This is a genomic window from Streptomyces sp. BE303 (assembly GCF_036290945.1).
Classification (GTDB): Bacteria; Actinomycetota; Actinomycetes; order Streptomycetales; family Streptomycetaceae; genus Kitasatospora.
Genome location: NZ_JAQYWZ010000411.1, coordinates 12,892 through 37,716, shown reverse-complemented (window position 1 = coordinate 37,716; position 24,825 = coordinate 12,892). Strand labels below are relative to the sequence as shown.

Below are 24,825 nucleotides of genomic sequence, written 5' to 3'. Positions count from 1 at the left end.
GGACCCGCCGCCTCCGCAGCGGTCCGGACGGGGTTCGGGTGGTTCAGCGGTCCGGACGGTTCGGGCGGCGCAGACGGCCCGGGCGACTCACGCGGCTCGCCAGGCGGCGGCGAACTCCTCGACGCCGGGCCAGCGTTCGGTCGGATCGGCCGCCGTGGCCCGCTCCAGCACGGCGAGTCGGGCCGGGCCCCCGCGCCAGTCCCGTTCCTCGTCGCCGGCGTCGAGCAGGAGCCGCAGGGCACGGCCCAGCGTGAACACCGTGGTGCGGGCGTCGATCACCGCGCCGCGCCGGAACTCCTCCGGCGCCATGAACCGCTTCGAGCCCGGCAGCCGGTCCACGTCGACGGTGAACGGCCCCGGGCGGTACTCGTCCAGGTCGCACAGGTGCAGCCGGTGCCGCGCGAAGTCGTACAGCAGGCAGCCGTCGTAGAAGTCGCAGGCGACGAACCCGGCTCGGGCGACCGCCAGATGCGCGTCCAGGACGGTGTCCAGGGCCTCCGCCACCAGGGGCACCGGCAGGGAACGGAAGCGGGCGGTCGGGCTCGCCGGGTCGGTCCGGGCGGCGGTACCCCGGCCGCCGTCCGTCGTCGGGTGGTACAGCACCTCGCCGTCGCGCCACGGCATCACCACCGCCGGCAGCCCGGCGGCCGTGAAGCGGTGCAGCTGCGGGACGATCGCCTCGTGCCGGACGGCGGCGTGCAGTGCGGCGGCCCGCTCCATCGAGGCCACCGCGCGCTCCGTCACGGCGGCCTTCACGAACCAGCGGGCCCCGCCGGGTTCCACCACCCCGTACGCCACGCAGCCGGAGTCCTGTGCGGTGAAGGAGGCGAACACCGTTCCCACGGAACGGAGATGGGACAGGAGGTCGGGGACCGGCGGCGCGTCGAGCATGGCGCGAGCCTACGCCGCGCACGAACGGAGTGCCTCCCGTTTCATGCCATGATCGGTCCCATGAACTCGACCCAGTCGGCCGCCGCCCGCCGGACACCCATCCCGGCCCGGGCAGGCGTGCTGCTCGGGGCCGTCGTGGCGGTGGCCGGCTGCGGAAGCACCTCGGTGACCGGGGCCGGCGGGGGAGCGCCCGGCCCGGCGCGCACGATCGGCGACGCGCCGTCCTCGGCCGCGCCCACCGCCTCGGCTGCCACCGCCCCGGCGGCGAGCGCCCGGCCGACCGCCTTCCCGCTGGTCACCGCCGATGCCCTTCCCTCCGGTGCCGTGCCCCCCGGGCCGTCGACCCCTGCCCCCGTCTGTTCCCCCGAGGGCGTCTCGCCGGCCGTCGGCGAGGTCGCCGCGGCGATGGGCCTGCGTGTCATGTCGATCCGGCTGACCAACTGCGGGACCCGCCCCTACACCCTCAACGGCCGTCCCGGCATCCGCGTCCTCGACGCCGAACGCGCGCCCCTCGCGGTGACCGTCGGCAGCGGTTCGGCGGGCATCGCGACGCTGGAGAACTTCGACGCAGCCGCGAAGCCGGTCACCCTCCGGCCCGGGGAGACCGCCGAGTTCCAGGTGGCCTGGCGCAACACCGTCACCGCGGGCGACAGGGCGGCCGACCACGGCCGCTTCCTGGACGTCGCCCCGCTGCCGGGCCGCCCCCGTCTCACCGTTCCCGCCGAGCTCGATCTGGGGACCACCGGCAAGCTCGGTGTCTCCCCCTGGACCAAGTCGGCCGAGACCGCCGCGCGGACGCCGGACCGGCGGCCCGGACAGTCGACCCCGTGACCCCGTGACCCCGTGACCCCGTGACCCCGTGACCCCGGGGCGGGCCGGGTCGTGCCGTCGTGCCCCTCAACGACCCTGCGGTGGAGCCGACATGGCGGTGTGCAGATAGTCGGGGATGGCTGAACAGTACCTCTCCGCATACGCGGTCGACGCGGACGCCCTCCTCTCCCTGGTCGGATCCCGGGACGAGGACCTCGTCCGGCAGGCCCTCGGAAGGATCGAGGACCTGACGGCGGCCGGTGCCCTGCTGCGGGCCACCGAGCCCGCCGAGGTCCGAACGGCGCTGCGGGAGCTCGTCACCGGGCGTCTCGATCCGGACCGCCCGGCGGGCTACACCTGGCTGCTGGAACTCCTCGGCCCCACGGTCGGGGAGCCGCTCGGTTCGATCGTCCTGCCCGGTCGGGGCTGGGACGAGCTGACGGAGGCCTTCGTCGCCTGGGGGCTGCCGGCCCTCGCCGAGCTCTGGGGGCGGCCGTGGGCCTTCCCGCGGGCCGGGGCGGCGCCCGACGATCCGTGGCCCTTCCCCACCTTCGCGGAGCCGGGGGCCCTCGCCGCCGTCCTCGCCGAACTGGCCGGCTTCGACACCGGCCGGATCCACGACGACGTCGAGCTGCTCCCGGGCGGTGACGAGGACGCGATCGAGGAGGTCGAGGCACTGGTCGGAGAGGACCTGTCGGCCTGGGTCGACGGGGCGCTCGGCGCGGGCCGGGGCCTGCTCCTCGTCCGCGACGGCGGCAGGTGACCCGGGCCCCGTCGCCCGGGGACGTCACCGGCGCGGCGCAGTCGTGGGGGGTGTCTGCGCCGCGCCGGAGTTCTTCTCTCAGCCGTCCGGAGGTCGTTCCCCGGGGCTCAGAAGGCGGGCCGGTCGTTGAGTTCGACGATCCGCAGGTCGACGAGGCGGACGACGTACCAGACGTGCCGGCTCTCGCCCCCGCCCCAGAACTCGGTGAGCCGGACGGAGGCGAAGCCGAGTTCCTCCTTCACCTGCTGGGCGGACCAGTCCGCCGGGACGTTCTGGGCGCGGAACACCGGGTCGGCGTCGTGATCGTGCGCCCAGGCGTCGAGCCGGAAGTCGAGGTGCGGGGTGAGGTAGCGCTCGCGGACGGCGCGCGGGGTCTCGCCGCTCTCCCCGAGGACCGCCCGACGGTACTCCTCGAAGAAGGTGACCACCCGGTGGGCGGCCGGAGTGCCGGCCCGCACCTCCGCGTGCGTGGCGGCGGCCGTGCCCGCGGGCGGCGCGAACGCGGCCTGGGCGGGTGTGGCGGCCAGGCCGCCCACCGCGAGGAGGGCGGCGGCGCCGGCCAGGACGGTACGCATGGTGTTCATCCGAGTCATGGCGGCAGTCCATCATTCGCCAACGAACTCTGGCTATCGCCGAAACGTGTGGTTTAGAGCGATTGCGCCGTGATATGACGCATCATCATGTTGTTTACCGGGGTGATGATCCCGCTTTCCGGCCCTCCCCGGGCGGCCCCGCGAAGGCCTGTGCGATCGGCAGCCAGGTCTCCGCCGCGTCGCCGGTGGTCGTCAGCGAGAGGTCGTCGCGGTGCCGGCGCCGGGTGACCAGCAGGCAGAAGTCCAGGGCGGGCCCGTCGACCCGGTCCGCCGCCCCGGCCGGGCCCCACGTCCACACCGTCCCGTCCGGCGCGGTGAGTTCCACCCGCACCGGGGACTCCGGCACCGGCAGTCCGTGCACCGTGAACGCGAACCCCCTGGTCCGGATGCCCAGGTGCGCGATGTGCCGCAGCCGCGCGGTCGGCTCGCGGACGGCGCCGAGCGCGTCCGCGACGTCCTGCCCGTGCGCCCAGGTCTCCATCAGGCGCGCGGTCGCCATCGACGGGGCCTTCATCGGCGGGCCCAGCCACGGCAGGCGCGTGTCGGCCGGCACCGCCGCGAGGGCCTCCGCCAGCCGCCCCCGCCCCGACCGCCAGCGGGCCAGCAGGGCGGCCGGATCCTCGGCGGCTCCGCGGGAGGCGCCGTCCTCGACCGGGTCCGCGCCGGCCGCCAGCAGTTCGCCGAAGATCCGGCCGGACTCGGTGACGAAGCCCTCGGGGTCGCGGGCCGCCCGGTCCGACCAGTCGTCCGTCCAGGCGAGGTGCGCGATCTGGTGCGCGATCGTCCACCCCCGGGCGGGGGTGTCCGCGGCCCACTGTTCCGGCTCCAGTCCGGCGACCAGCCCGTCCAGCACCTCGCTCTCGGCCCGCAGGTCGGCCAGCAGTCCGGTCAGCACGGCCGACCCCCCGGGAGTGTTCGGTTCCGTCATGGATCTCCCCTTCGCACCTGTGGCCACCCTGGTAGTGACTCGCCGGTAACCTCGCGCCCGCACCCTACGCCGTGCCGCCCGGACTCGCCCGGAACTCCACGGAACACGCACGCCGAAGGCGCGTCCCGACCCCTCCTCAACGCCCGGACCCCGTGTGAGAATCACGCATGACCGCCACGACCGCCGTCACCGGAGCCCCCGACGACCTCGCCGCACGGGCCGCCGAGCTCGTGCGGGACGCCGTGCTCGGCGACCTCGCCCGCCGGGTGGTGGCCGACTGCGGCGCCGACGTCGGCCTGGTCGGCGTGCCGGAACCGGGTGCGCCCGGCCGGGGAGCCCGCGGGCGCGGTCCCGCGGGCATGGTGCTGCGGCACTGGGCCGGCACCAGGGCCGACCTGTTGCACGGCCTCGCCGTCCCCGCCGGGACCGGCCTCGGCGGCCGGGCGCTGGCCGAGCGCGCCCCCAGCTGGGTGCCCGACTACCGGGCCGCCACCACCATCTCGCACCACTACGACGCCGCCGTCATCGCCGAGGACCTGTACGCGATGCTCACCGTCCCGCTGCTGCACGGCGGTGCCGTGCACGGCGTGGTGTACGCGTCGCTGCGTGCGGTCGTCCCGTTCGGGGACGTCCGGATCGCCGCCGTCGGCAGGCTGGCCGAGGCGGCCACCAGGGCGCTGGCCGGGGCCGCCGCCTGGAGCGGCCCCCCGACCCGGAAGGCGACCGGGGCGGCGGCCCCCGCGACGCCGTTGACCCGGCGCGAGCACGAGGTGCTCCGCTGGGCGGCGACCGGCCGGACCAACCCGGAGATCGCCGCCCAGCTCGGCCTCACCTGCAACACGGTGACCGGCTACCTGAAGAGCGCCATGCACAAGCTGGGTGTCCGCAACCGCACCGAACTCGCCCTGGCGGCGCGCGAGTCGGGCCTCCTGGACGCGAGCTAGTTGACCTTCCGGTCCCGCCCCGCCCAGTACGGCTCGCGGAGCCGGAACTTCTGCAGCTTGCCGGTGGTCGTGCGCGGCAGCGTGTCCCGGATCTCCACCGAGGTGGGTGACTTGTATCCGGCCAGGCGCTCCTTGCAGTGCGCGATGAGCTCCGCCTCGTCGGCCTCGGCGCCCGGCTTGAGCACCACCAGCGCCTTGACCGTCTCGCCCCACCTGGCGTCCGGGACGCCGATCACCGCGGCCTCGCCCACCGCGGGGTGGTCGTAGAGGCAGTCCTCCACCTCGATCGAGGAGACGTTCTCCCCACCGCTGATGATCACGTCCTTCTTCCGGTCCGAGATGGTCAGGTAGCCGTCGACCAGGGTGCCGCCGTCGCCGGTGTGGAACCAGCCGTCCCGGATCGCCTCGGCGGTGGCCGCCGGCTGCTGCCAGTAGCCGTCCAGCACCACGTTGGAGCGGACCAGGACCTCGCCCTGGTCGTCCACCCGCACCTGGTTGCCGATCGCGGGCGAGCCCGCCTGCACCAGCCTCTCGGCCCGCTCGGCGGCGGGGAGGAGGTCCCACTCGGCGCGGGAGCGGTTCACCGTCACCACCGGCGAGGTCTCGGTCAGGCCGTAGATCTGCATGAACTCCCAGCCGAGTTCGGACTCGACCCGCTGCACCACCGAGGTCGGCGGCGGCGCCCCGGCCACGATGATCCGCACCCGGTCCCGGCCGGGGACCGGACCGTCCCAGTCCTCGGCCGCGTCCAGCACCATCTGCACCACCGCCGGCGCGCCGCAGAGGAAGGTCACCCCGTGCCGGTCGATCCGGCGCAGGATCTCGGCGCCGTCCACCTTCCGGAGCACCACGTGCTGCGCGCCCAGCCCGGTGAGGGAGAACGGCAGGCCCCAGCCGTTGGCGTGGAACATCGGCAGGGTGTGCAGGTAGACGTCCCGGTCGCCGGCCCCGAAGTGCAGTCCCATCAGGACGGCGTTCAGCCAGATGTTCCGGTGGGTGAGCTGAACGCCCTTGGGGCGGGCGGTGGTTCCGCTGGTGTAGTTGACGGTGGCGGTGTCGTTCTCGGAGATCGCGTACCGGCGCGGCGCGTTGTCGAAGTCGTACAGCAGGGCGTCGCTGTCCGCACCGATCACGAACTTGTGCTTGGCGACCACCCCGGCCAGCGGGTCGGCCAGTTCAGGGTCCACCAGCAGGACGGAGGCGCCGCTCTGCTCGACGATGTACGACACCTCCTCCGCCTTCAGGCGGAAGTTCACCGGCACCAGTACCCGGCCGTGGCCGCTCACGCCGTACATCGAGGTCAGCAGCCGGGCGGAGTTGTGCGACACGACGGCGACCCGCTCGCCCGGGCCGACCCCGAGCCGGTCCAGTCCGGCGGCCTGTGCCCGGGCCAGCCGGGCGACCTGACGATATGTCAGATCGCCCCAGGATTCGGCCGGTTGGAGCGGCTCGTCGACGATGCCGACCCGGTCGCCGTAGACCAGCTCGGCCCGGTCGAGGAAGTCCATCACGGAGAGTGGAATCTGCATGCGCCCACTGTCCTCCGCGCGTCGCGCCCTGCACACCCCCGATCGGGGGTGTCACCCGTACGGGCGCCCGCGCCGAACCGCCGGCCCGTCCGGCCCCCGCGCCCGCCGCGTCGCCGTCCGGCATCAGGCCGGTGCGGCCGCCTCGTCGGCCGCGACCGAGGCCACTCCCTGCCCGGGAGACGCGCCCTGTGCGAGGGTTTCGGCCTCCGCGGCCGCGATCGCGGCGACCAGCCGGTCCCGGGCCTCGTGCTGCGCGGCGATGCGGCGTTCCAGCACGGCCAGCCGCTCCCGGGCGATCCGCAGCGCGCCGGCGATCGGCGTCTCGATCGCGCCGGGTGCCACCGCCACCACCCGGATGCCGCGCGGCGCCAGCTCCACCGCCCAGCTGCGGGTGATCGTGTCGATCGCGGCCTTGCCCGCCGCGTACACCGAGTTCGTCGGCCAACCCCGTTGGCCGACGGCGGTGCTGACGTTGACGATCACGCCCCGGCTCGCCGTCAGTGCGGCGAGGGCGGCCTGGCCGAGCAGGACGGGGGCGGTGAGGTTGGTGGCGAGGAGCGCGCCGACGCCCTCCGCGGTGTAGTCGCCGAGCGGGCCGGGCGGGGCGATGCCGGCGTTGTTGACCAGGACGTCCAGTCGCCCGAACCGCTCCAGCGTCTCCCGGACGATCGCCTCCGGCCCGTCCGGCGCCGTGATGTCCACCGCCAGCGGCACGATCCGGCCCGGTGCGCGGCTCGCCGTCTCCGCGAGCGGTTCGGCCCGCCGCCCGACCGCCACCACCCGGACCTCCGGCCCCTGCGCGGCGAACGCCCACGCCGTCTCCTGCCCGATCCCCGTCCCCGCCCCGGTGACCACGACCACCCGGGGGTCCTGCCGCACTGCCTCACGTGTCCGCGTCGTCCCGTTCATGGCGCAACCTTCCGACCCTGCCGCCTGCGTCAAGGTCAAGGGCGCCCGAACCGGAAGGCCGACATCCGGTTGCTGAGCCGGCGGCGAAAACACCCGGGAGGAGGAACGGCGCGCTCCGCACCCCTGCTAGGAAGGGTCACGACACACCGACCCACGGGGGAGTACCGCTGATGAGCGACCACCGCTCCGACAGCCTCGACCGTTCCGACAGCTTCTACGACGCGATCGGCGGCCTGGACGCCCTTCGCCGGCTGAGCAACACCTTCTACCGGGGCGTCCTCGCCGACCCGCTCCTCGCGCCGGTCTTCGCGGACTTCACGCTCACCCACATCGAGCACGTCGCCGTCTGGCTGGCCGAGATCTTCGACGGTCCGGACCGCTTCACCACCGACCTCGGCGGTCACCAGTCCCTGCTCCGCTCCCACCTCGGCCTCGCCATCACCGAGGAACAGCGCACCCGCTGGGTGGAGCTCATGGCCGAGGCCGTCGGGAAGGAACTGCCCGACGACGAACTCCTCCGCCGCCGCGTCCTGGAGTACTTCGACTGGGGCACCAGGATCGCCAAGGACGTCTCCGCCTCCCCGGCCGGCACCGACCTCGGAGACCCGGGTCCCACCCCTCGGTGGGGCTGGGAGGGGCGCCGGTGACGACCGTGCTCGGCGGGCCGGCGGCCGACGGGCTCGTCCTGCGCCCCTTCCGGGCGGAGGACGCCCCGGCCCTGGTCGAGATCTACCGGGACGCGACGCTGCGGCACTTCACCCGGTTCCCGGTGACCGGCCTCGACGGGGCCGCCCGCTGGCTCGACGCGCAGGAACGCGGCTGGGCGGAGGGCACCCGGTACAGCTTCGCCGTCCTGGCGGGCGGGGGCGGCGCGGAGGATCCCGGCGGCCCCGGCGGTTCCGGAGGCCCCGGCGGTCCGGCCGGGACGCTGCTCGCCAACGTGGTGCTCAAGCGCGGCGAGCGCGGCAGCCCCGTCTCCGAGGTGGGCTACTGGACGGCCGCCGCCGCGCGCGGCCGGGGTGTGGCTCCGCGCGCGCTGGAGGCGCTCACCGGCTGGGCGTTCGAGGTGTTCGCGGCGGACGGCCTGGTCCGGTTGGACCTGCTGCACCAGGTGGACAACCCGGCGTCGTGCCGGGTGGCGGAGAAGACCGGCTACCGCTACCGGGCGCTCCTCCCGGCGTTCCCCCCGTTCCCGCTCGACGGCCACCTGCACAGCCGCCGGGCGCCCGGGTCGGCCTCCGATCCCACCGCTCCCGTCGCCGGTCCGGGGAGCGGCCCGGATTAAGTGCTGGACCGGGAGGAAGATCGAGGTCAGAGTGGCCCTCATGGCTTCTCTTGTGCGACATGTGACGATCGATTGTGCCGACGCCTACCGCCTCGCCCAGTTCTGGGCGCAGGTGCTGGACGGCAAGGTCGGCGACGACGACAACCCCGGTGACCCGGAGGCCCTGGTGGTCTCGTCGGGCGTCTCGCTGCTGTTCATCCAGGTGCCCGAGGGCAAGACGGTGAAGAACCGCATCCACCTCGACGTCCAGCCGCAGGACCGTACCCGGGACGAGGAGGTGGAGCGCGTGCTCGCGCTGGGCGCGACGCTGGTCGGCGACCACCGCACGCCCGACGGCAAGGGCTGGGCCACGCTCGCGGACATCGAGGGCAACGAGTTCTGCGTCGAGCGCAGCGCCGCCGAGCGGATCGCGACCGAGTCGGCCACCGCCACCGCCTGACCGTGACACGGCCCGGCCCACGGCCTGATTCCACGGCCTGATTCCACGGTCTGATTCCACGGCCGCCCGCCGGATCTCACGAGATCCTGCGGGCGGCCGTCCGGCGTGCCGCGCCCGGCGCGGCCTCCGGCCTCCGGGGGCCCGGACCCGGTCTCCGGAGACCCGGGTCAGCCCACCTGGATCGAGCGCTTCGCCAGTCCGTTCCAGAACCCGTCGATGACCGTGCGCTGACTGCCCAGCTCGCCCTCGCCCGCGCCGAGCGTGACGAAGAGCGGCGCGAAGTGCTCGGTCCGCGGGTGGGCGAGCCGTCCGGCCGGGGCCTTCCGCTCGAAGTCGAGCAGTGCGTCGAGGTCCTGCGCCGCCAGGGCGCGCCGGCCCCAGTCGTCGAACTCGGCCATCACCGAGGTGACCCGGCCGTCCTGGCTGAGCGCCCGCAGGTTGTGGGTGAAGAAGCCGCTGCCGACGATCAGGACGCCCTCGTCGCGCAGGGGCGCGAGCCGGCGGCCGATCTCCAGCAGCCGCTGCGGGTCGAGGGTGGGCATCGAGACCTGGAGGACGGGGACGTCCGCCTCGGGGAACATCTCGACCAGCGGCACGTACGCGCCGTGGTCGAGGCCGCGGTCCGGGATGTCCTGCACGGGGGTGCCGGGGGCGCGCAGCAGCTTGCGCACGCGCTCGGCGAGCTCCGGTGCGCCGGGAGCGGCGTACCGGACCCGGTAGTAGTGCTCGGGGAAGCCCCAGAAGTCGTAGACCAGCGGTACGGGCAGGACGGCGCCGAGGGCGAGCGGGGCCTCCTCCCAGTGCGCGGAGACCATCAGGATCGCCTTGGGGCGCGGCAGGTCGGCCGACCAGGCGGCCAGCTGGCCGGGCCAGATCGGGTCGTCGGCGAGCGGCGGCGCGCCGTGCGACAGGTAGAGGGCGGGCATGCGCTCGGGGGCCGCGGTGCTCATGACGTCTCTTCCTCTGCTCCTCGGGCGGGTGGTCGGGCGACCGGCTAGTAGTTCAAATTTGAACTCCGACACTTTAGACCGTACACCGTCGTTCGAATTTGAACAACAGGAGTACGATCCATTCATGCCCTCCACGTCGTCCGCACCCTCCGCGCCCCCCGCGCCCTCCACGCGCCCGCCGAGCGAAACCCGCTGGCTGGACGACGAGGAGATGGCAGCCTGGCGGGGCTTCGTCACCGCGAGCAACCTCCTCAACCGCCGCCTGGAACGCCAGCTCAAGGAGGACTCGGGGCTCTCCCACACCCAGTACGAGATCCTGGTCCACCTCTCCGCGGCGCCGGCCGGCTCGCTGCGGATGACCGAGTTGGCGGACAAGCTGGTCACCTCCAAGAGCGGACTGACCTACCAGGTCACCCAGCTGGAGCGGATGGGCCTGGTCGGACGCCGCTCCTGCCCCAGCGACGTGCGCGGGGTCTTCGCCGAACTCACGGAGGAGGGGCACGAGATGCTCCGCGAGGCCGCCCCCGGCCACGTCGCCCTGGTCCGGGAGCTGCTGATCGACGTCCTCAGCCGGGAGCAGCTCACCGTCCTGGCCCAGGGCCTCGGCCAGGTCAGCGCCCGGTTGCGGCTGGACGAGGCACTCTGAGGGCTCACCGCCCCGCCCGCCCCTCCGCTCCGCCGGAACCTGCTCCGCCGGACTTCGCTCCGCCGGACTCCGCTCCCGCTCCCGCTCCGCCGAACGTGCCCGTCGTCCCGGAGGTGTCCGCCCCGGTGGCCGCAGCCCTCGCCAACAGCAGCTCCCGCTCCCGTGCGTTGCGGGTCAGGCCCGCCGCGCGCGTGAACTCCGCCCGGGCCTCCGCGCCGCGCCCCAGGCGCGCCAGCAGGTCGCCCCGCACGCTCGGCAGCAGGTGGTACCCGGCCAGTGCCGGTTCCGCCATCAGCGCGTCCACCACCTCCAGCGCGGCGGCGGGGCCCTCGGCCATCGACACGGCCACCGCCCGGTTCAGTTCCACCACGGGGGACGGCGTGATCGCCATCAGCCGCGCGTAGAGGGCGGCGATGGTGGCCCAGTCGGTGTCCTCGTACCGCGCGGCCTGCGCGTGGCAGGCGGCGATCGCGGCCTGGACCGCGTACGGCCCGGTGCCGGCCCGGCGGAGGGCGGCGAAGCCGCGCCGGATCAGCAGCCGGTCCCAGCGGGCGCGGTTCTGGTCGGCCAGCAGGACCGGTCGCCCGTCCGGCCCGGTCCGGGCGGCCGTCCGGGAGGCCTGGAGCTCCAGCAGGGCCGCCAGGCCGTGCACCTCGGGCTCCTCGGGCATCAGCCCGGCGAGGACCCGGGCCAGCCGTAGCGCGTCCTCGCAGAGCCCGGGCCGGAGCAGGTCGTCCCCGGCGGTGGCCGCGTAGCCCTCGTTGAAGATCAGGTAGATGACCTCCAGGACGGAGGAGAGCCGCGCCGCCCGCTCCGCCCCGTACGGGACCTCGAACGGGACCCGGGCCTTCGCCAGGCCGCGCTTGGCGCGCACGATCCGCTGGGCGACGGTCGCCTCGGAGGCGAGGAAGGCGCGGGCGATCTCCGGGGTGGTCAGCCCGCCGAGCAGCCGCAGGGTCAGCGCGATCCGGGCCTCCGCCGACAGCACCGGGTGGCAGGCGGTGAAGATCAGCCTCAGCAGGTCGTCGTCGATGTCGTCCGGCCCGGCGGGCTCGGGCGGCGGGACGTCCTCCAGCGTGCGCCCGACCTCGGCGAGCTTGCGCGCGTAGGTCTCCCTGCGGCGGACGAGGTCGATCGCCCGGTGCTTGGCGGCGGCCGTGAGCCAGGCGCCCGGGCGCTCCGGGACCCCCGACTCCGGCCACTGCTCCAACGCGGCGACCAGCGCGTCCTGGGCCAGTTCCTCCGCGATGCCGACGTCGCGGACGATGCGGGCGGCACCGGCGATGATCCGCGCCGACTCGATCCTGAAGACCGTCTCGACCATCGCGGCGACGCCGGCCCCGCCGGCCGTACCCGCCCCGCCGGCCGGGCCGACCGCGTCCGCCGTTTCCGTCGGGTCGGTCGGGCCGGCCGCGCCGGCCCCGCTGCGCTCCGTCACGGTCACCCATCAGAGCAGCCGCACCGGACCGGGGCAAACGCGGCCACGACCCGTCCGATCGTCCGACGATCAGGCCTCCGGAGGCGTGGCGGCCTCGTCGATCTGCCGCAGTTCGGCACCCACCGTCCAGTTCACCGGGTGGGTCTCCAGAAACCGCCTGGTCCACTCCAGCGCCTCGGCCTTGTCCTTGCACTGGAGGAGTGCGTAGCCGCCCACCACCTCCTTGGTCTCGGTGAACGGCCCGTCGGTGTAGCTGAGCTTCCCGCCCTCCCAGAGGATCCGGGTGCCCTCCTCGGTCGGCAGCAGCCCGGCGGTGTCCAGCATCACCCCGGCCTTGGTGATCTCCGCGAACAGCGCCCCCATCCGCTCCTCGAACCCGGGGTCTGGCTCGGCCTGGCCGGGGCCGTCCTGCTCGTCGATGCGGATCAGTGTCATGAAGCGCGGCATGGTGGCTCACTCCTCGTCGATGCGGGCGGGGCGTCTCCCCGCCTCTCACCCCTGCGTCGAACGGGCAGCGGCCGGATCGACACCCACGCCGAGATTCTTCCGAGAGATGTCCGGCCCGGCCACCGGGCTCCGCCGCCTCCCGCACTCGTGATGCCGGGCCCGGTCCGGCGGGGTAGCGTCGCAGACAACACCTCTCCCGGCCCGCCGGCTGCTGCGCCGGACGCCGTCCCGTGGTGCCCGACGACGTCGTCGCGCCGTGTCGGTCCACGCCGCAGCACGTCCCCCGGTGGTGCCGAGCCCGTCCTTCCCCCGGGCCGCGTCCTCCAGGAGCTGATGTGAGCAACGACCCCGCCGAAGCCGCCGCGACGGGCGAAGCCGGCGAACCGCTCGAACCGGGCCCCATCGACTACGTCATCATCCAGTTCCCCGGCAGCCGGCTGACCGGCGAGGGGATGCCCCTGCTGGTCGACCTGGTCGACCGCGGCATCATCCGCATCCTCGACCTGACCTTCGTCAAGAAGGAGGAGGACGGGTCGCTGGTCGGCCTCGAACTCGCGGACGTCGACGGGGACGGCCGGCTCGACCTGACCGTGTTCGAAGGCGCCTCCTCCGGGCTGGTCGACGAGGAGGACGTCGCCGAGGCGGGCGCCCTCCTCGAACCGGGCGACTCCGCCGCCGTCCTCCTCTACGAGAACCTCTGGGCCGCTCCGCTGGCCGCCGCGCTGCGCCGGACGGGTGCCCGGATGATCGCGAGCGGCCGCGTGCCGCTCCAGGACCTCGTGGAGGCGCTGGACGCGCTCGAAGAACTCCGCTGACACACCGCCCGACGTACCGCACCACCTCCGTCCCCACGTCCGAAGGAGGAGACCATGCCCGGATTGCTCCGCGGGGTCGCCCGTACCGCGGTCGTCGCCGGTACGGCCACCGCCGTCTCCAACAGGGTGTCCCGCCGCCAGGCCGGCCGGTGGGCCCAGCAGGAGCCCGCCCCGGCTCCCGCTCCCGCGGCCCCACCGCCCGCGGCCCCGCCGGCCGCCGCGTCCTCCATGGAGGAGAAGCTCGACCAGCTCAAGGAACTCGCCACGCTCCGTGACCAGGGCGTCCTCACGGACGAGGAGTTCGCGGCGCAGAAGGCCCGCGTGCTCGGCAGCTGACGCCCCGGGCCCACCTGCGCGGCGGCGAGTCGCTCCTGGTGACGGCGGGTGGGTGCCACGCGGAAAACGGCTCGCCGAACGACCCCTTCCGTGGAAGCATGCGCTCTATGGGGACGATCCTGCACGGCACCCACGTCACGCTCCGCTCCGCAACGGCCGACGACATCCCGGCCCTCGTCGCCGTGCGCCGCACACCCGAGGTCTACGCCCGCTGGCGGGGTGGTGACGACCTCACCGACGCCGTCACCACCGACCTCGCCGAACCGGGCACCGAGACCCTGGTGATCGAGGCGGAGGGGCAGACGGTCGGAGCCGTCCAGTGGTACGCGGAGAACGACGACGAGTACCGCCACGCGGGCATGGACATCTACGTCGACCCGGTCTGCCACGGCCGGGGGTACGGAACGGACGCCGTCCGCACCCTGGCCCGTCACCTCGTCGACCACCACCACTACCACCGGCTGATCATCGACCCCGCGGCCGACAACGCGGCGGCGATCCGCTGCTACGAGAAGGTCGGATTCCGCCCGGTCGGGACGATGCGGCAGTACGAGCGCGGGCCCGACGGGACGTGGCACGACAATCTGCTGATGGACCTGCTGGCCGACGAGCTCGTCCAGTGACTGCCCGCCCCGCCACGACCGAGCGCCGGCGCCGCCGCCGGGACGACGGCGGCCCCTCGCCGCGCCCGCCGCGGCGTTCCCGGCTCCCCTACTCCCCGCTGCGGAGCGGCTCGCCCGTCCGGTGGAGGTGGGCGAAGATCTCCCGGTAGGAGCGGAGCAGACCGGTCTCGTAGTACGGGATGTCCTTCTCCGCGCAGAACTCACGGGTGAGCTGGGCGGCGCGGGCCAGGGCGGGGGTCGGCATGCTGGGGAAGAGGTGGTGCTCGACCTGGTAGTTGAGGCCGCCCATGAGCGCGTCGATGGTGAACCCGCCGCGGACGTTGCGCGAGGTGAGCACCTGACGGCGGAGGAAGTCGAGCTTCATCTCGGGCGTCACCATCAGCATGCCCTTGTGGTTGGGGGCGAAGACGCACCCCAGGTAGATGCCGAGCAGCGCCTGGTGGACGGCGAGGAACGCGAACGCCTTGCCGGCCGGGAGAGCGGTGAAGACGAGTCCGAAGTACGCGGCGAAGTGCAGGACGAGCAGGGTGCCTTCGAGGTACGGGCGCTTCATGATCGGGCTGCGGAGCGCCCGGAAGCTGTTGAAGCTCAGGTTGAGGCCTTCGAGGGTGAGCAGCGGAACGAAGAGGAAGGCCTGCCGCCGGCCGATGAACCGGGCCACCCCGCGGGCCTTGCGGGCCTGCTGCTGGGACCACACCACGATCTCCGGGTTGACGTCCGGATCCCGCTCCTCGTGGTTCGGGTTGGCGTGGTGGCGGGTGTGCTTGTTCATCCACCAGCCGTAGCTCATGCCCATCAGCAGGTTGGCGGCGATGCGCCCGCCGAACTCGCTGTGGAGGCGCTGGTTGAACACCTGGCGGTGGGCGAGGTCGTGCGAGAGCAGTCCGAGCTGGGCGAAGACGACGGACATCACCGCCGCGAGGCCGAGCTGCAGCCAGGTGTCGCCCAGCGCGAAGAGCGCCCACCAGCTGCCGGCGAACGCGGCCAGCACCACGCCGATGCGCACCGTGTAGTAGACGGGACGTCGGTCGAGCAGCCCCTCGGCCGCTATTCGGCGGGTCAGCTGGGCGAAGTCACTGCCGCCGGACTCGGGCCGGGAGGCGTCCCGGTGGACGGCGGGGACTTCGGGCAAGGTCGCGGACTCAGCGCTCATGGCGAGAAGTCTGGTCGGTGGGGGGCCCCGGGAGAACCGGAGTAACCCCCCTCCTCAGGGGGGAGTTAACCCCCCTTCGGGCCCTGGGGTTGTCCTGCTCAAGTACCCTTCGTGAAGGGGGGACGTGGTGGGGGGTCCGTGGCGGTCGCCGTGGGCGGACGAACCGTGGACTGACTAGCCGGGAGCCGGGAGCCTACAGTGCCCGTGAGCAGTGCCCGGTGGCCGCCGTGGCCGCGTGCCGATCTCCTCACCTGGCTGCGGGACGGCCTGGTGGCCGCGCGGCGCGGCCTGGCCGTGGCCCTGCTCTCCCAGCTCGGCGCCGTGCCGCTGCTCGTGCTCTCGGTCGTGTCGCTGGGGCTGCTCCCGCTGGGGGTCGGCTTCATCACCCTGCCGATCGCGCTGTTCGCCGTGCGCGGCCTCGCCGACCTGCACCGGCGGTTCCTCGGCAGTTGGTGCGGCGTGGCCATACCCAGCCCCTACCGGCCACGCGAGGGCGACGAGTTCGAGCTGCTCGACGTGCCGAGCAGCGTGCGCTACTGCCGGCTGCTGCTCACCGACCGGTCGACCTGGCGGGACCTGCTCTGGCTGCTCGTCGACGTCCCGGTCGGCCTGCTCCTCGGCCTCCTGCCCTGCTGGCTGATGATCTACGGCATCCACGGCGTGGTCGCCACCCCGCTGTTCTGGCCGCTGATGGACCCCGGGTACGGGTACGGGCTGATCTGGCCCGTGGACAGCACCACGGCGGCGCTGCTCTCGTTCTTCCAGGGGACGGTCATCCTGCTCCTCGGGTTCTGGAGCGCGGAACGGCTCCTGCGTGCGCACAGCCGGATCACGCGCAGGCTGCTCTCCCCGACCGCCGAGGCGTACCTCTCGCGGCGGGTCGCGGAGCTGACCGAGACGCGGTCGGCGGCGGTGGACGCGCAGGCCGCCGAGCTGCGCCGGATCGAGCGGGACCTGCACGACGGTGCCCAGGCCCGGCTGGTGGCGATCGGGCTCAAGCTCGGTCTGGCGTCCCAGATGTTCCGCAAGGATCCGGACACCGCGTACCGGCTGCTGGCCGATGCCCGTGCGGCCAGCGCCCAGGCGCTCGCCGAGCTGCGGGACCTCGTCCGCGGCATCCACCCGCCGGTCCTCGCCGAGCGCGGTCTCGACGGTGCCGTCCGGGCGCTCGCCCTCGATCTGCCGATCCCGGTCCAGGTCGACATAGACCTGCCGGGGCGGCCGGAACCGCCCGTCGAGTCGGCCGGCTACTTCGCCGTCGCCGAGGTCCTCGCGAACGTGGCCAAGCACAGCGCCGCCGGCTCGGCCTGGATCCGGCTCGGGTACGCCGACGGCCGGCTCCGGCTGGTCGTCGGCGACGACGGCGGCGGGGGTGCGAAGGTCCGCGAGGGCGGTGGACTGGACGGTCTGCGTCGACGGCTCGCGCCCTTCGACGGGACCCTCGACCTGCACAGTCCGGTGGGTGGCCCCACCACGGTGACGATGGAGCTGCCATGCGTGTTGTGATCGCCGAGGACCTGGCGCTGCTGCGGGAGGGCATCACCCAGCTGCTGACGCTCAACGACTTCGAGGTGGTCGCGGCGGTGGACGACGGCCCGAGCCTGCTGACGGCGCTGCTGGAACACCGCCCGGACGTCGCGGTCGTCGACGTCCGGCTCCCGCCGACCTTCACCGACGAGGGGTTGCACGCGGTCACCCGGGCCCGGCGCGAACTCCCCGACCTGCCCGTGCTGGTGCTGTCGCAGCACGTCGAGCACCTCTACGCCCGGGAGCTGCTCACGGACCACCGGGGCGGCATCGGGTACCTGCTCAAGGACCGGGTCTTCGAGGTCAGCGAGTTCGTCGATGCGGTGCGGCGGGTGGCCGCGGGTGGGACCGCGATGGACACCTCGGTCATCTCCCAGCTGCTGCAACGGAACTCGACGAAGGACTCGATGCGGTCGCTCACCACCCGGGAGCGTGAGGTGCTCGCGCTGATGGCCGAGGGGCGCAGCAACGCGGCGGTGGCCCGGGAGCTCTGCATCACGGAGAAGTCGGTGAGCAAGCACACCAACAACATCTTCGGAAAGCTGGGCCTCGCGCAGTCGGGCGACGACAACCGGCGGGTCCTCGCCGTCCTCGCCCACCTCAACTTCTGACCTCCGACCACCGCCGGAACCCCTCCGAGCTGCCTTTTCGGGCTGACCTTTCGGGCTGATCCGGGGGCCCGAGGGCAGGCCGGAGGGCCCGGTCGGCGTCGGCCGGGCCGGGGTTGACTGGCGCTCCGGGGCTCCATCACCCTTCCACTAATTCATTAGTGGAAGGGTACTTTGCCCATGCTCCCGTTCCTCTCCCTCCTCCGGTCCCGCCTCCGCCGCCCCGGGTCGTCGGTGCGGTCGTCGGTGCGACTGTCTGCCCGGTCGTCGGCGCCGCGGCCGGCCTGGGCACCGGCCTGGGCGCTGGCGGGCCTCTTCGCCGTCCTGTACGGCTGCGTCGCCGTCAACCGGCACCGGCGCATGCTCACCCAGGCGTACGACCTGGGGATCTTCGAGCAGGCGGTCCGCGCGTACGCCCACGGTGAGGCGCCGGTCGTCCTGCTCAAGGGGCCCGGCTACCACCTGCTCGGGGACCACTTCCACCCGGTGCTCGTCACGCTGGCCCCGTTCTACCGGGCGTTTCCCGGCGCCGTGACGCTGCTCGTCGCACAGGCGGTGCTGATGGCGCTGGCGGTCGTGCCGCTCACCTGCTGGGCGTACGAGGTGGGCGGGCGGCGGGTCGCGCTGACCGTCGGGGTGCTGACGGGGGCGTCCTGGGGGATCGTCAACGCGGCCGCCGACGACTTCCACGAGATCGCGTTCGCCGTGCCGCTGCTCGCGTTCGCGGCGACGGCGCTCGGGCGAGGCCGGCCCGTGGCCGCGGCGCTCTGGGCCCTGCCGCTGGTCCTGGTGAAGGAGGACCTCGGGCTGACCGTCGCGGCCTTCGGGGTGCTGATCTTCCGGCGGGCACCGCGCGCGGGCGGCGGTCGGGCGCTGGGGTTCGGCGTGGCGCTCCTCGGGGTCGCCGCCACCGCACTGACCGTGCTGGTGGTGCTGCCGTCGTTCAATCCGGACGGCGGCTTCGACTACTGGCGCCAGCTCGGTTCCGGCGGCACCACCACGGCGCCGTGGGCGCCGGTCGCCCGCCTCGGGTGGCCGCCGCTGAAGTGGCTGCTGCTGTTCCTGCTCGCCGCGACCGCGGGGTTCCTCGGGCTGCGCTCGCCGCTCGCGCTGCTCTGCGTGCCCACCCTCGCCTGGCGGCTGCTCGCCGACAACCCGCACTACTGGGGAGTGGGTTACCACTACAGCGCGGTGCTGATGCCGCTGGCGGTGGCGGCCCTGGTGGACGCCCTGGGCCGGGCCGGGCTGCCGGGCCGGGCGGATGCGACCGCCCCGGAGGGCGCCCGGGACGGGTCCGGCGCCCCGGGGGCGGCGGAGGTGCCGGGGCCGGTCGAGGCGCCGGGAGGTGCCGCGGACGCCGTGGAGCCCGGCCGGGTCCGCCGCGTCCGCAGCGCCCGGCGGGCCCTGGCGGTCGGTGCGCTGGTCGCCGCCGTGACGTTCCCCGCCTTCCCGCTGCACGAGGTGGTGATGCCCGAGGCCTGGCAGACGTCGCCCCGGCTCGCGCAGGCCCGGGCGATGCTCGCCCGGATACCCGACGGCGCCACCGTCGCCGCGTCCAACCGGCTCGCCGCGCAGCTGACCGGGCGGGCGACGGTCGCCCTGGTCTGCCGCGAGCCGGCGCCGGCGTCCGGTGCGCCGGCGCCCACCGGGCCGCAGTGGGTGGCCGTCGACCTCACGGACCCGAGCGTGCAGGCGCCCTGTGCGGTCGAGGACACCAGGCGCATGCTCGGCCGCTACGAGCGGGAGGGCTACCGGCCCGTCGTGGACGGCGGCGGCCTGCTCCTGCTGAAGCGCCCGTAGCCTCCGGCGACCCCCCTGGTTCGACTTGACCGCGGTGGTGCGGTGCGCCACCATTCCACTATTGAACTAGTGAAAGGGCGATGCGAGTGTGATCGAGTACCGCATCGAGCGGCGCAGCGGCGTCTCCACGTACCAGCAGATCGTGCAGCAGACCAAGCAGGCGCTGCGGCTCGGGATGCTCCAGCCGGGGGACAAGCTGCCGACCGCGCGGGAGGTGGTCGAGCAGACCGCGATCAACCCCAACACGGTGCTCAAGGCCTACCGCGAGCTGGAACGCGAAGGGCTGGTCGAACCCCGACCGGGACTCGGCACCTTCGTCCGCCGCTCCCTCGCCCGACCGGAGGCGGCCGCCGACGGTCCGTTGCGCGCGGGACTGGTCGGGTGGGTCGACGAGGCCCGGGAGGCCGGGCTCGACCGGGAGGACATCGACGCCCTGATGGCCTCCGTACTGGAACAGCGCTTCGAGACCGGGGTCGCCCCGGCGGTGCCGAACAAGGAGGGCGGGGGGACCGCATGACATCCGAGGCCGACAGCCGACCGGCGGTCGAGGCCGTGGGGCTGGGCAAGCGCTACCGGGGGGACCGGTGGGCCCTGCGGGACTGCAGCTTCACCGTTCCGGCCGGCCGGATCTGCGGGGTGGTCGGCGCCAACGGGGCCGGAAAGAGCACCCTGTTGACGCTGGCCGCCCGTCTGATCAAGCCCACCGCCGGGGAACTGCGGGTCCTCGGCGAGCCGTCGGGCACCCCCGAGCTGCGGACCCGGGTCGCCTACGTGACCCAGGAGAAGCCGCTCTACCCCTCCTTCACGGTGGCCGACACCCTCCGTCTCGGCCGCGAGCTGAACCCGCGCTGGGACGAGGACGTGGCGCAGAAGGTCGTGAACCTGGGGGAGTTGGACCATCGGGCGAAGATCGGTTCGCTCTCGGGCGGCCAGCGGACCCGGGTCGCGCTCGCCGTCGCCCTCGGCAAGCGCGCCGACCTGCTCCTGCTGGACGAGCCGATGGCCGACCTCGACCCGCTCGCCCGGCACGAACTGATGGGCGCCCTGATGGCGGAGGCTGCCGACCGCGGCACCACGATCCTGATCTCCTCCCACATCCTGCCCGAACTCGACGGCGTCATCGACCACTTGCTCCTGATGCAGTCCGGGCGCATCCGGCTCGCCGGCGACCTGGAGGAGATCCTCGACGGCCACCAGCTGCTCACCGGTGCGGCCGGGGCCGCCCAACTCCCCGACGACCTGGCCGTGGAGAAGCGCGTCCGGGGGCGTCAGGTCACCGCGCTGATCCGCACCGGGGAGGCGGTGGCGGGCCCGTGGGAGGCGACCCGGCCGAGCCTGGAGGAACTGCTGCTGGCCTACCTCCGCACCCCGATCGCCGACCGCCCCGGCACCACCACGCGTACCGCCGGCTCCGCAGAGCCCGACCGAGAGGCCGCCGCATGAGCACCAGCCTGTTGAACGGCCGGGCCGCCCAGGGGTCCGCCGACGGCCCGGCGGGCCCGACCCGTCCCGCGCGCCGACCGACCGGGCTCTTGTGGCTGGCCCTCCGGCAGAGCCGGTCCGCGATCCGGGTCACCGCCGCCCTGCTCGTCCTCGCCACCGTCGTGCTGCTCGCCATCCACTTCGTCGTCCAGGACCGGGCCGGGGTCATGGAGCAGAGGGGCTGCCTGGACTCGTCCTTCTGGGGGGAACAGCAGTGCTGGCCCCTGATCCAGCGGATCGACCTCGCGGCCCGGGCGTTCACCGATCTGGTCCAGCCCGCCGTCTTCGCGCTTCCCGTCGTGCTGGGCATGTTCCTCGGGGGGCCGCTGCTCGCCCAGGAGTACGAGCGCGGCACGATCCGCCTGGTGCTGGCGCAGTCCGTCGCTCCGCGTCGCTGGCTCGCGGCCCGGCTCGCCGTCGCCGGGCTGGTCGTCCTGCCGGCCGTCGGGGTGTTGTCCCTGCTGACCACCTGGGTGTGGTGGACCGACGTCATCCACGGTCCGGCCGGCTTCGACCCGCCGTTCCAGACCTCCACCTACCCCGCGCTCGGCCTGGCCCCGTTCGCCTGGTCGCTGTTCGGCCTGGCGCTGGGGGTGCTGGTCGGGGAACTGGTGCGCCGGACGGTCACCGCCGTGCTGGTGAGCGGGGTGCTGATGGTGATCGCGAGCGTCGTGGTGCGGCTGGTCCGGCCGTACCTCTGGCCGGTGGTCGACGCCGTGGTGCCGTACGACGAGTCCATGGGCGGCTTCATGCAGCCCACCAACGCCTGGCTGGTCGAGCGGGGCATCATCCTGCCGGACGGCACGAGGGCCCCGGACGGGTACTGCGTGGCGAGCTACGAGTGCGACGAAGCGGTCGGCGCCTGGGGGCACTACCACCCGGTCTCGCACTTCGTCCCGATCCAGCTCGTCGAGACGGGCATCCTGGTCGTGCTCGCCGTCATCGCCCTCGCGGTGGTGTTCCGGCGGATCGCCAGGGCCTCGGGCTGAGGTCCGGGCGACCGTCGGCCGTTCGGGCGCGATCCGCAAGTACGTCGTCTCGGACACCTCGGGCACCTCGGACGATTCCGGTCCGGTCCGGGCGCAATCCGGGCCGGCGCCGCCCGCCCCGGCGGTGTCGCGTCGTCACCGGGCCTTCCGGCCCGATGCGTCGGCGAGGGCGGTGACCTGCTCCGCCGGGGGCGGCCCGTCCCCGGCGCGGGCCCCTGCCGGACGACGACCCGGTCGACGAACTCCGGCGAGAGCCGGGGCCCGACGTGCGTGTGCCCGCACCGGACACCGGCGCGGGCACACGCACGTTCCCCGCCGGATCCCCGTCCGGGCCCGGGCCGTCCCCTCCGTTCACGGTGCCGGCCCGTACCGTCCGATTCCGGTCTTCAACCCGAGCGCCCGGCCGACCAGACTGGGACGGCGTTCGGGCCTTCGCCATCTCCCCCTCTCAAGGAGAAGTGCGCACCAATGACCGGAATCACGACCACGCCGCACGTCGCCGTCATCGGCGGCGGCCCCGCCGGACTCACCCTCGCCCGCGTCCTCCACGTCCACGGCGTCGCCGCCACCGTGTACGAGCGCGAGCCCTCCCGCGACGCCCGCGTCCAGGGAGGCACTCTCGACCTGCACGGCGACACCGGTCGGCGCGCCGTCCGGGAGGCCGGGCTGGACACCGAGTTCTGGGCCAAGGCCCGACCCGAGGGCGAGGACTTCCGCCTGCTCGACAAGCACGGCACCGTCCACAGCGCCTTCGACACCGGCCGACCCGCCGGCGAGGGCGCAGGAACGGAAGCGGGAGAGGGCCGAGGAGCGCGCCCGGGCGCCCCCGGCAACGCGAACTCGCCCGACGAGGACGGCGCTCCCGAGATCGACCGCGGCGACCTGCGCGCCCTCCTCCTCGACTCCCTCCCCCCGGCCACCGTCCGGTGGGGGCACCGCCTCGACCGCGCCGAACCGCTCGGCGACGGCCGGCACCGGCTCCACTTCGACAACGGCACGGTCGAGACCTGCGACCTGCTCGTCGGCGCCGAGGGCGCCCGCTCGCGCGTCCGCCCCCTTCTCACCGGCACCGAGCCGCGCTACACCGGTGTCAGCCTCGTCGAACTCGGCATCCCGGACGCGGACCGCACCGCTCCCGGGGCCGCCGCCTTCGTCGGCAACGGCAGCCTGTACGCCTTCCAGGACAACAAGGGCCTCGCCCTGCAACGCAACAGCGACGGCCGGATCCGGATCTACGCCTTCTACCGCAGCGCCGAGAGCTGGCTGGAGTCCGCCGGCCTCTCCGAGCAGGACCCGGTCCGCACCCGCGCCGCCGTCGCGCGTCACTTCGCGGACTGGGCGCCGGAGTTCCGGTCGGCGCTGGCCGCCTGTGACGACAGCCTGCGCGCCCAGCGGCTGGACATGCTCCCGGTCGGCCTGACCTGGCGGCGCGCCCCGGGGGTCACCCTGGTCGGCGACGCGGCGCACCTGATGTCGCCGTTCGCGGGCAAGGGTGTCAACCTCGCGATGTGGGACGCGGCCGAGCTCGCTCTCGCCGTGGCCCCCGTCCTCGCCGACGAGCGGTGGGAGGCGGGAGCGCTCGACGCCGCGATCGCCGGGTACGAGAAGGCGATGTTCGAGCGCGGCGCGTTCTGGGCGGGCATCTCCGCCCTCAACCTGGACCGGCTCGTCGCCCCCGACGGCCACGAGAACCTGGACGTCATGCTCGGCCCGCCGCCGGGCGCGGAGGGGTAGCGCCCGCCGGTCGCCCGCCGCTCGCTGTTCCCGTGCGGCGTCGGCCCGGTGCGGTGGGGCTCAGCGCAGGACGGCTCGGCCCGGCTCCTCGCTCCGCCCGGTGTCCTGCTCCGGGCGCTTCGGATCGCAACCGCAGGAGCGGCGGACGACCATCCGGGCCGGGAACATCCGGGCCCCGTTCGACGCGGGTTCGCCGTCCGGCCGCGCGTCACCCTCCCCGCCCGGGCGGTCCCCGAGCACCAGGCCGACGGCGGCGCGTGCCATCTCCTCCTGAGCGGTGGCCACGCTGGTCAGCGACGGACCGGCGATCACCGCCTCGGCGATGTCGTCGAAGCCCGCCACCGCGAGGTCCTCCGGCACCCGGATGCCCAGGTCGTCGGCGGCCCGCAGCAGGCCGATCGCCTGGTCGTCGGTCGCGCAGAAGACCGCGGACGGACGGTCGGCGCGCGCCAGCAGCGTGAGCGCCTCACGGTGCGCCCGCACGCGGTCGAAGGGCGCCTGCGTCAGCCGCCCCTCGGTGGAGATCCCCGCCTCGGTGAGGGCGACGGCCCAGCCTGCGGTCCGCACGGTCACCGGGTCGCTCGGGCTGAGCGAGAAGGTGCCGCCGAAGCAGTGGACTTCGGCGTGCCCGTGGCCGAGCAGGTGGCGCACGACCTCCCGGGCGCCGCCCTCGTCGTCGGCCACCACGGCGAGCCCGTGCTCGGTCTCCGCCCGGTGGTGCAGCAGTACCACCGGCGTTCCCTCGGTGGAGTCGATGCCGACCACCCCGGGGGCCGACGGGTCCTGGGTGACCAGGATCAGCCCGTCCACCTGCATCCCGAGGAAGGCGCGGATGTAGTGGGCCTCGCGTTCGTCGGCGTAGTCGGAGTTGCCGATGAGCAGCAGCCGCCCGCGTTCGGCCGCCGCCCGCTCCACCGTGTGCGCCAGTTCGGCGAAGAACGGCTGCCGGGCGTCCGGCACGACCATCCCGATCAGGTCGGTGCGCCGCCGCGCCATCGCCTGCGCGACCCGGTTCGGCCGGTACCCCAACTCCTCGACCGCTGCCAGGACTCGGGCCCGGGTGGCAGCAGCCACCGGGCGCGGTCCGTCGTTGATCACATAACTCACGACCGCGGTAGACGTCCCCGCCACCCTCGCCACGTCGTCCCGCGTCACCCTCGCCATGTCCGCGAGCCTACACACCGCG

General features: G+C 74.0%; 27 protein-coding genes. 17 read left to right on the top strand and 10 right to left on the bottom strand.

Annotated elements, in window-relative coordinates; translation table 11 throughout:
* Positions 1–87: 87 nt before the first annotated feature.
* Positions 88–891, bottom strand: a complete 804-nt coding sequence (locus tag PUR56_RS07235) for a serine/threonine protein kinase (protein ID WP_329948298.1) — start codon at positions 889–891, stop codon at positions 88–90.
* Positions 892–951: 60 nt separating this feature from the next.
* Between PUR56_RS07235 and PUR56_RS07230 the strand changes: the two genes are divergently transcribed.
* Together PUR56_RS07230 and PUR56_RS07225 are read left to right on the top strand one after the other, a co-directional pair.
* Complete coding sequence (locus tag PUR56_RS07230; protein ID WP_329948297.1) at positions 952–1,722, top strand: DUF4232 domain-containing protein; 771 nt, start codon at positions 952–954, stop codon at positions 1,720–1,722.
* 115 nt (positions 1,723–1,837) lie between these two features.
* Complete coding sequence (locus tag PUR56_RS07225; RefSeq protein ID WP_329948296.1) at positions 1,838–2,464, top strand: DUF7691 family protein; 627 nt, start codon at positions 1,838–1,840, stop codon at positions 2,462–2,464.
* 107 nt (positions 2,465–2,571) lie between these two features.
* On the opposite strand, the gene PUR56_RS07220 is transcribed toward PUR56_RS07225, so the two are convergent.
* On the bottom strand, positions 2,572–3,057 hold the full coding sequence (locus tag PUR56_RS07220; RefSeq protein WP_329948295.1) for a hypothetical protein: 486 nt from the start codon (positions 3,055–3,057) through the stop codon (positions 2,572–2,574).
* 94 nt (positions 3,058–3,151) lie between these two features.
* On the bottom strand, positions 3,152–3,985 hold the full coding sequence (locus PUR56_RS07215; RefSeq protein ID WP_329948294.1) for a TIGR03084 family metal-binding protein: 834 nt from the start codon (positions 3,983–3,985) through the stop codon (positions 3,152–3,154).
* Between the two features lie 167 nt (positions 3,986–4,152).
* Here PUR56_RS07215 and PUR56_RS07210 point away from each other — a divergent pair, with 167 nt between their 5' ends.
* Positions 4,153–4,929, top strand: a complete 777-nt coding sequence (locus PUR56_RS07210; protein ID WP_329948293.1) for a helix-turn-helix transcriptional regulator — start codon at positions 4,153–4,155, stop codon at positions 4,927–4,929.
* On the opposite strand, the gene PUR56_RS07205 is transcribed toward PUR56_RS07210, so the two are convergent.
* On the bottom strand, positions 4,926–6,458 hold the full coding sequence (locus PUR56_RS07205; protein ID WP_329948292.1) for an AMP-binding protein: 1,533 nt from the start codon (positions 6,456–6,458) through the stop codon (positions 4,926–4,928). The genes PUR56_RS07210 and PUR56_RS07205 overlap by 4 nt on opposite strands.
* Positions 6,459–6,581: 123 nt before the next feature.
* Positions 6,582–7,367: an SDR family NAD(P)-dependent oxidoreductase gene (locus PUR56_RS07200; protein ID WP_329948291.1), complete on the bottom strand. Its 786-nt coding sequence runs from the start codon at positions 7,365–7,367 to the stop codon at positions 6,582–6,584.
* A gap of 170 nt (positions 7,368–7,537) precedes the next feature.
* Between PUR56_RS07200 and PUR56_RS07195 the strand changes: the two genes are divergently transcribed.
* From PUR56_RS07195 to PUR56_RS07185, 3 genes are read left to right on the top strand one after another with little or no spacing between them, the layout of a single operon-like run.
* Entirely contained in the window at positions 7,538–8,014 is a 477-nt protein-coding gene (locus PUR56_RS07195; protein WP_329948290.1) for a group II truncated hemoglobin, read from the top strand.
* Positions 8,011–8,652, top strand: coding sequence for a GNAT family N-acetyltransferase (locus tag PUR56_RS07190; protein WP_329948289.1), 642 nt, complete (start codon positions 8,011–8,013; stop codon positions 8,650–8,652). The genes PUR56_RS07195 and PUR56_RS07190 overlap by 4 nt, the downstream gene beginning before the upstream one ends.
* Before the next feature lie 40 nt (positions 8,653–8,692).
* On the top strand, positions 8,693–9,091 hold the full coding sequence (locus PUR56_RS07185; protein WP_329948288.1) for a VOC family protein: 399 nt from the start codon (positions 8,693–8,695) through the stop codon (positions 9,089–9,091).
* A gap of 167 nt (positions 9,092–9,258) precedes the next feature.
* Here PUR56_RS07185 and PUR56_RS07180 read toward each other — a convergent pair whose 3' ends face one another.
* Positions 9,259–10,041, bottom strand: a complete 783-nt coding sequence (locus tag PUR56_RS07180; protein ID WP_329879324.1) for a dioxygenase family protein — start codon at positions 10,039–10,041, stop codon at positions 9,259–9,261.
* Positions 10,042–10,165: 124 nt separating this feature from the next.
* On the opposite strand from PUR56_RS07180, the gene PUR56_RS07175 reads away from it, so the two are divergent.
* Positions 10,166–10,687, top strand: coding sequence for a MarR family winged helix-turn-helix transcriptional regulator (locus tag PUR56_RS07175; RefSeq protein ID WP_329879323.1), 522 nt, complete (start codon positions 10,166–10,168; stop codon positions 10,685–10,687).
* A gap of 4 nt (positions 10,688–10,691) precedes the next feature.
* Here PUR56_RS07175 and PUR56_RS07170 read toward each other — a convergent pair whose 3' ends face one another.
* Together PUR56_RS07170 and PUR56_RS07165 are read right to left on the bottom strand one after the other, a co-directional pair.
* A complete protein-coding gene (locus PUR56_RS07170) occupies positions 10,692–12,011 on the bottom strand; it encodes an RNA polymerase sigma factor (protein ID WP_329948320.1) in 1,320 nt (439 codons plus the stop codon).
* A 183-nt stretch (positions 12,012–12,194) separates the two neighbouring features.
* Positions 12,195–12,572 (bottom strand): YciI family protein, encoded by a 378-nt coding sequence (locus PUR56_RS07165; RefSeq protein WP_329948287.1) that lies wholly within the window; start codon positions 12,570–12,572, stop codon positions 12,195–12,197.
* 335 nt (positions 12,573–12,907) lie between these two features.
* On the opposite strand from PUR56_RS07165, the gene PUR56_RS07160 reads away from it, so the two are divergent.
* From PUR56_RS07160 to PUR56_RS07150, 3 genes are all read left to right on the top strand, one after another.
* On the top strand, positions 12,908–13,387 hold the full coding sequence (locus PUR56_RS07160) for a DUF6325 family protein (RefSeq protein WP_329879321.1): 480 nt from the start codon (positions 12,908–12,910) through the stop codon (positions 13,385–13,387).
* Between the two features lie 54 nt (positions 13,388–13,441).
* Complete coding sequence (locus tag PUR56_RS07155) at positions 13,442–13,723, top strand: SHOCT domain-containing protein (protein WP_329948286.1); 282 nt, start codon at positions 13,442–13,444, stop codon at positions 13,721–13,723.
* Positions 13,724–13,830: 107 nt separating this feature from the next.
* Positions 13,831–14,346 carry a GNAT family N-acetyltransferase gene (locus PUR56_RS07150; protein ID WP_329879319.1) on the top strand — a complete coding sequence of 172 codons (516 nt, stop codon included), beginning with the start codon at positions 13,831–13,833 and terminating at the stop codon, positions 14,344–14,346.
* 88 nt (positions 14,347–14,434) lie between these two features.
* Here PUR56_RS07150 and PUR56_RS07145 read toward each other — a convergent pair whose 3' ends face one another.
* Entirely contained in the window at positions 14,435–15,499 is a 1,065-nt protein-coding gene (locus PUR56_RS07145) for a fatty acid desaturase family protein (RefSeq protein ID WP_329879318.1), read from the bottom strand.
* 204 nt (positions 15,500–15,703) lie between these two features.
* On the opposite strand from PUR56_RS07145, the gene PUR56_RS07140 reads away from it, so the two are divergent.
* The 7 genes from PUR56_RS07140 to PUR56_RS07110 all read left to right on the top strand — a co-directional run bounded on the left by PUR56_RS07140 (position 15,704) and on the right by PUR56_RS07110 (position 23,639).
* A complete protein-coding gene (locus PUR56_RS07140; RefSeq protein WP_329879317.1) occupies positions 15,704–17,005 on the top strand; it encodes a sensor histidine kinase in 1,302 nt (433 codons plus the stop codon).
* Positions 16,993–17,637, top strand: coding sequence for a response regulator transcription factor (locus PUR56_RS07135; RefSeq protein WP_329879316.1), 645 nt, complete (start codon positions 16,993–16,995; stop codon positions 17,635–17,637). The genes PUR56_RS07140 and PUR56_RS07135 overlap by 13 nt, the downstream gene beginning before the upstream one ends.
* Before the next feature lie 243 nt (positions 17,638–17,880).
* Positions 17,881–19,434: a DUF2079 domain-containing protein gene (locus PUR56_RS07130; protein ID WP_329948285.1), complete on the top strand. Its 1,554-nt coding sequence runs from the start codon at positions 17,881–17,883 to the stop codon at positions 19,432–19,434.
* Between the two features lie 88 nt (positions 19,435–19,522).
* On the top strand, positions 19,523–19,951 hold the full coding sequence (locus PUR56_RS07125; RefSeq protein WP_329948284.1) for a GntR family transcriptional regulator: 429 nt from the start codon (positions 19,523–19,525) through the stop codon (positions 19,949–19,951).
* On the top strand, positions 19,948–20,877 hold the full coding sequence (locus PUR56_RS07120) for an ABC transporter ATP-binding protein (RefSeq protein ID WP_329948283.1): 930 nt from the start codon (positions 19,948–19,950) through the stop codon (positions 20,875–20,877). The genes PUR56_RS07125 and PUR56_RS07120 overlap by 4 nt, the downstream gene beginning before the upstream one ends.
* A complete protein-coding gene (locus PUR56_RS07115) occupies positions 20,874–21,905 on the top strand; it encodes an ABC transporter permease (protein WP_329948282.1) in 1,032 nt (343 codons plus the stop codon). The genes PUR56_RS07120 and PUR56_RS07115 overlap by 4 nt, the downstream gene beginning before the upstream one ends.
* Before the next feature lie 468 nt (positions 21,906–22,373).
* Positions 22,374–23,639, top strand: a complete 1,266-nt coding sequence (locus PUR56_RS07110; RefSeq protein ID WP_329948281.1) for an FAD-dependent oxidoreductase — start codon at positions 22,374–22,376, stop codon at positions 23,637–23,639.
* A 60-nt stretch (positions 23,640–23,699) separates the two neighbouring features.
* On the opposite strand, the gene PUR56_RS07105 is transcribed toward PUR56_RS07110, so the two are convergent.
* The gene (locus PUR56_RS07105; protein ID WP_329948280.1) at positions 23,700–24,803 is read right to left on the bottom strand and encodes a LacI family DNA-binding transcriptional regulator; all 1,104 of its coding nucleotides are present in this window, start codon (positions 24,801–24,803) and stop codon (positions 23,700–23,702) included.
* Positions 24,804–24,825 lie beyond the last annotated feature (22 nt).

Excerpts from the sequence above, each read along its gene's own strand:
- PUR56_RS07235 (WP_329948298.1), bottom strand. The coding sequence starts at position 891 with ATGCTCGACGCGCCGCCGGTCCCCGACCTCCTGTCCCATCTCCGTTCC.
- PUR56_RS07230 (WP_329948297.1), top strand. The coding sequence starts at position 952 with ATGAACTCGACCCAGTCGGCCGCCGCCCGCCGGACACCCATCCCGGCC.
- PUR56_RS07225 (WP_329948296.1), top strand. The coding sequence starts at position 1,838 with ATGGCTGAACAGTACCTCTCCGCATACGCGGTCGACGCGGACGCCCTC.
- PUR56_RS07220 (WP_329948295.1), bottom strand. The coding sequence starts at position 3,057 with ATGACTCGGATGAACACCATGCGTACCGTCCTGGCCGGCGCCGCCGCC.
- PUR56_RS07215 (WP_329948294.1), bottom strand. The coding sequence starts at position 3,985 with ATGACGGAACCGAACACTCCCGGGGGGTCGGCCGTGCTGACCGGACTG.
- PUR56_RS07210 (WP_329948293.1), top strand. The coding sequence starts at position 4,153 with ATGACCGCCACGACCGCCGTCACCGGAGCCCCCGACGACCTCGCCGCA.
- PUR56_RS07205 (WP_329948292.1), bottom strand. The coding sequence starts at position 6,458 with ATGCAGATTCCACTCTCCGTGATGGACTTCCTCGACCGGGCCGAGCTG.
- PUR56_RS07200 (WP_329948291.1), bottom strand. The coding sequence starts at position 7,367 with ATGAACGGGACGACGCGGACACGTGAGGCAGTGCGGCAGGACCCCCGG.
- PUR56_RS07195 (WP_329948290.1), top strand. The coding sequence starts at position 7,538 with ATGAGCGACCACCGCTCCGACAGCCTCGACCGTTCCGACAGCTTCTAC.
- PUR56_RS07185 (WP_329948288.1), top strand. The coding sequence starts at position 8,693 with ATGGCTTCTCTTGTGCGACATGTGACGATCGATTGTGCCGACGCCTAC.
- PUR56_RS07180 (WP_329879324.1), bottom strand. The coding sequence starts at position 10,041 with ATGAGCACCGCGGCCCCCGAGCGCATGCCCGCCCTCTACCTGTCGCAC.
- PUR56_RS07175 (WP_329879323.1), top strand. The coding sequence starts at position 10,166 with ATGCCCTCCACGTCGTCCGCACCCTCCGCGCCCCCCGCGCCCTCCACG.
- PUR56_RS07170 (WP_329948320.1), bottom strand. The coding sequence starts at position 12,011 with ATGGTCGAGACGGTCTTCAGGATCGAGTCGGCGCGGATCATCGCCGGT.
- PUR56_RS07165 (WP_329948287.1), bottom strand. The coding sequence starts at position 12,572 with ATGCCGCGCTTCATGACACTGATCCGCATCGACGAGCAGGACGGCCCC.
- PUR56_RS07155 (WP_329948286.1), top strand. The coding sequence starts at position 13,442 with ATGCCCGGATTGCTCCGCGGGGTCGCCCGTACCGCGGTCGTCGCCGGT.
- PUR56_RS07150 (WP_329879319.1), top strand. The coding sequence starts at position 13,831 with ATGGGGACGATCCTGCACGGCACCCACGTCACGCTCCGCTCCGCAACG.
- PUR56_RS07145 (WP_329879318.1), bottom strand. The coding sequence starts at position 15,499 with ATGAGCGCTGAGTCCGCGACCTTGCCCGAAGTCCCCGCCGTCCACCGG.
- PUR56_RS07135 (WP_329879316.1), top strand. The coding sequence starts at position 16,993 with ATGCGTGTTGTGATCGCCGAGGACCTGGCGCTGCTGCGGGAGGGCATC.
- PUR56_RS07120 (WP_329948283.1), top strand. The coding sequence starts at position 19,948 with ATGACATCCGAGGCCGACAGCCGACCGGCGGTCGAGGCCGTGGGGCTG.
- PUR56_RS07115 (WP_329948282.1), top strand. The coding sequence starts at position 20,874 with ATGAGCACCAGCCTGTTGAACGGCCGGGCCGCCCAGGGGTCCGCCGAC.
- PUR56_RS07110 (WP_329948281.1), top strand. The coding sequence starts at position 22,374 with ATGACCGGAATCACGACCACGCCGCACGTCGCCGTCATCGGCGGCGGC.
- PUR56_RS07105 (WP_329948280.1), bottom strand. The coding sequence starts at position 24,803 with ATGGCGAGGGTGACGCGGGACGACGTGGCGAGGGTGGCGGGGACGTCT.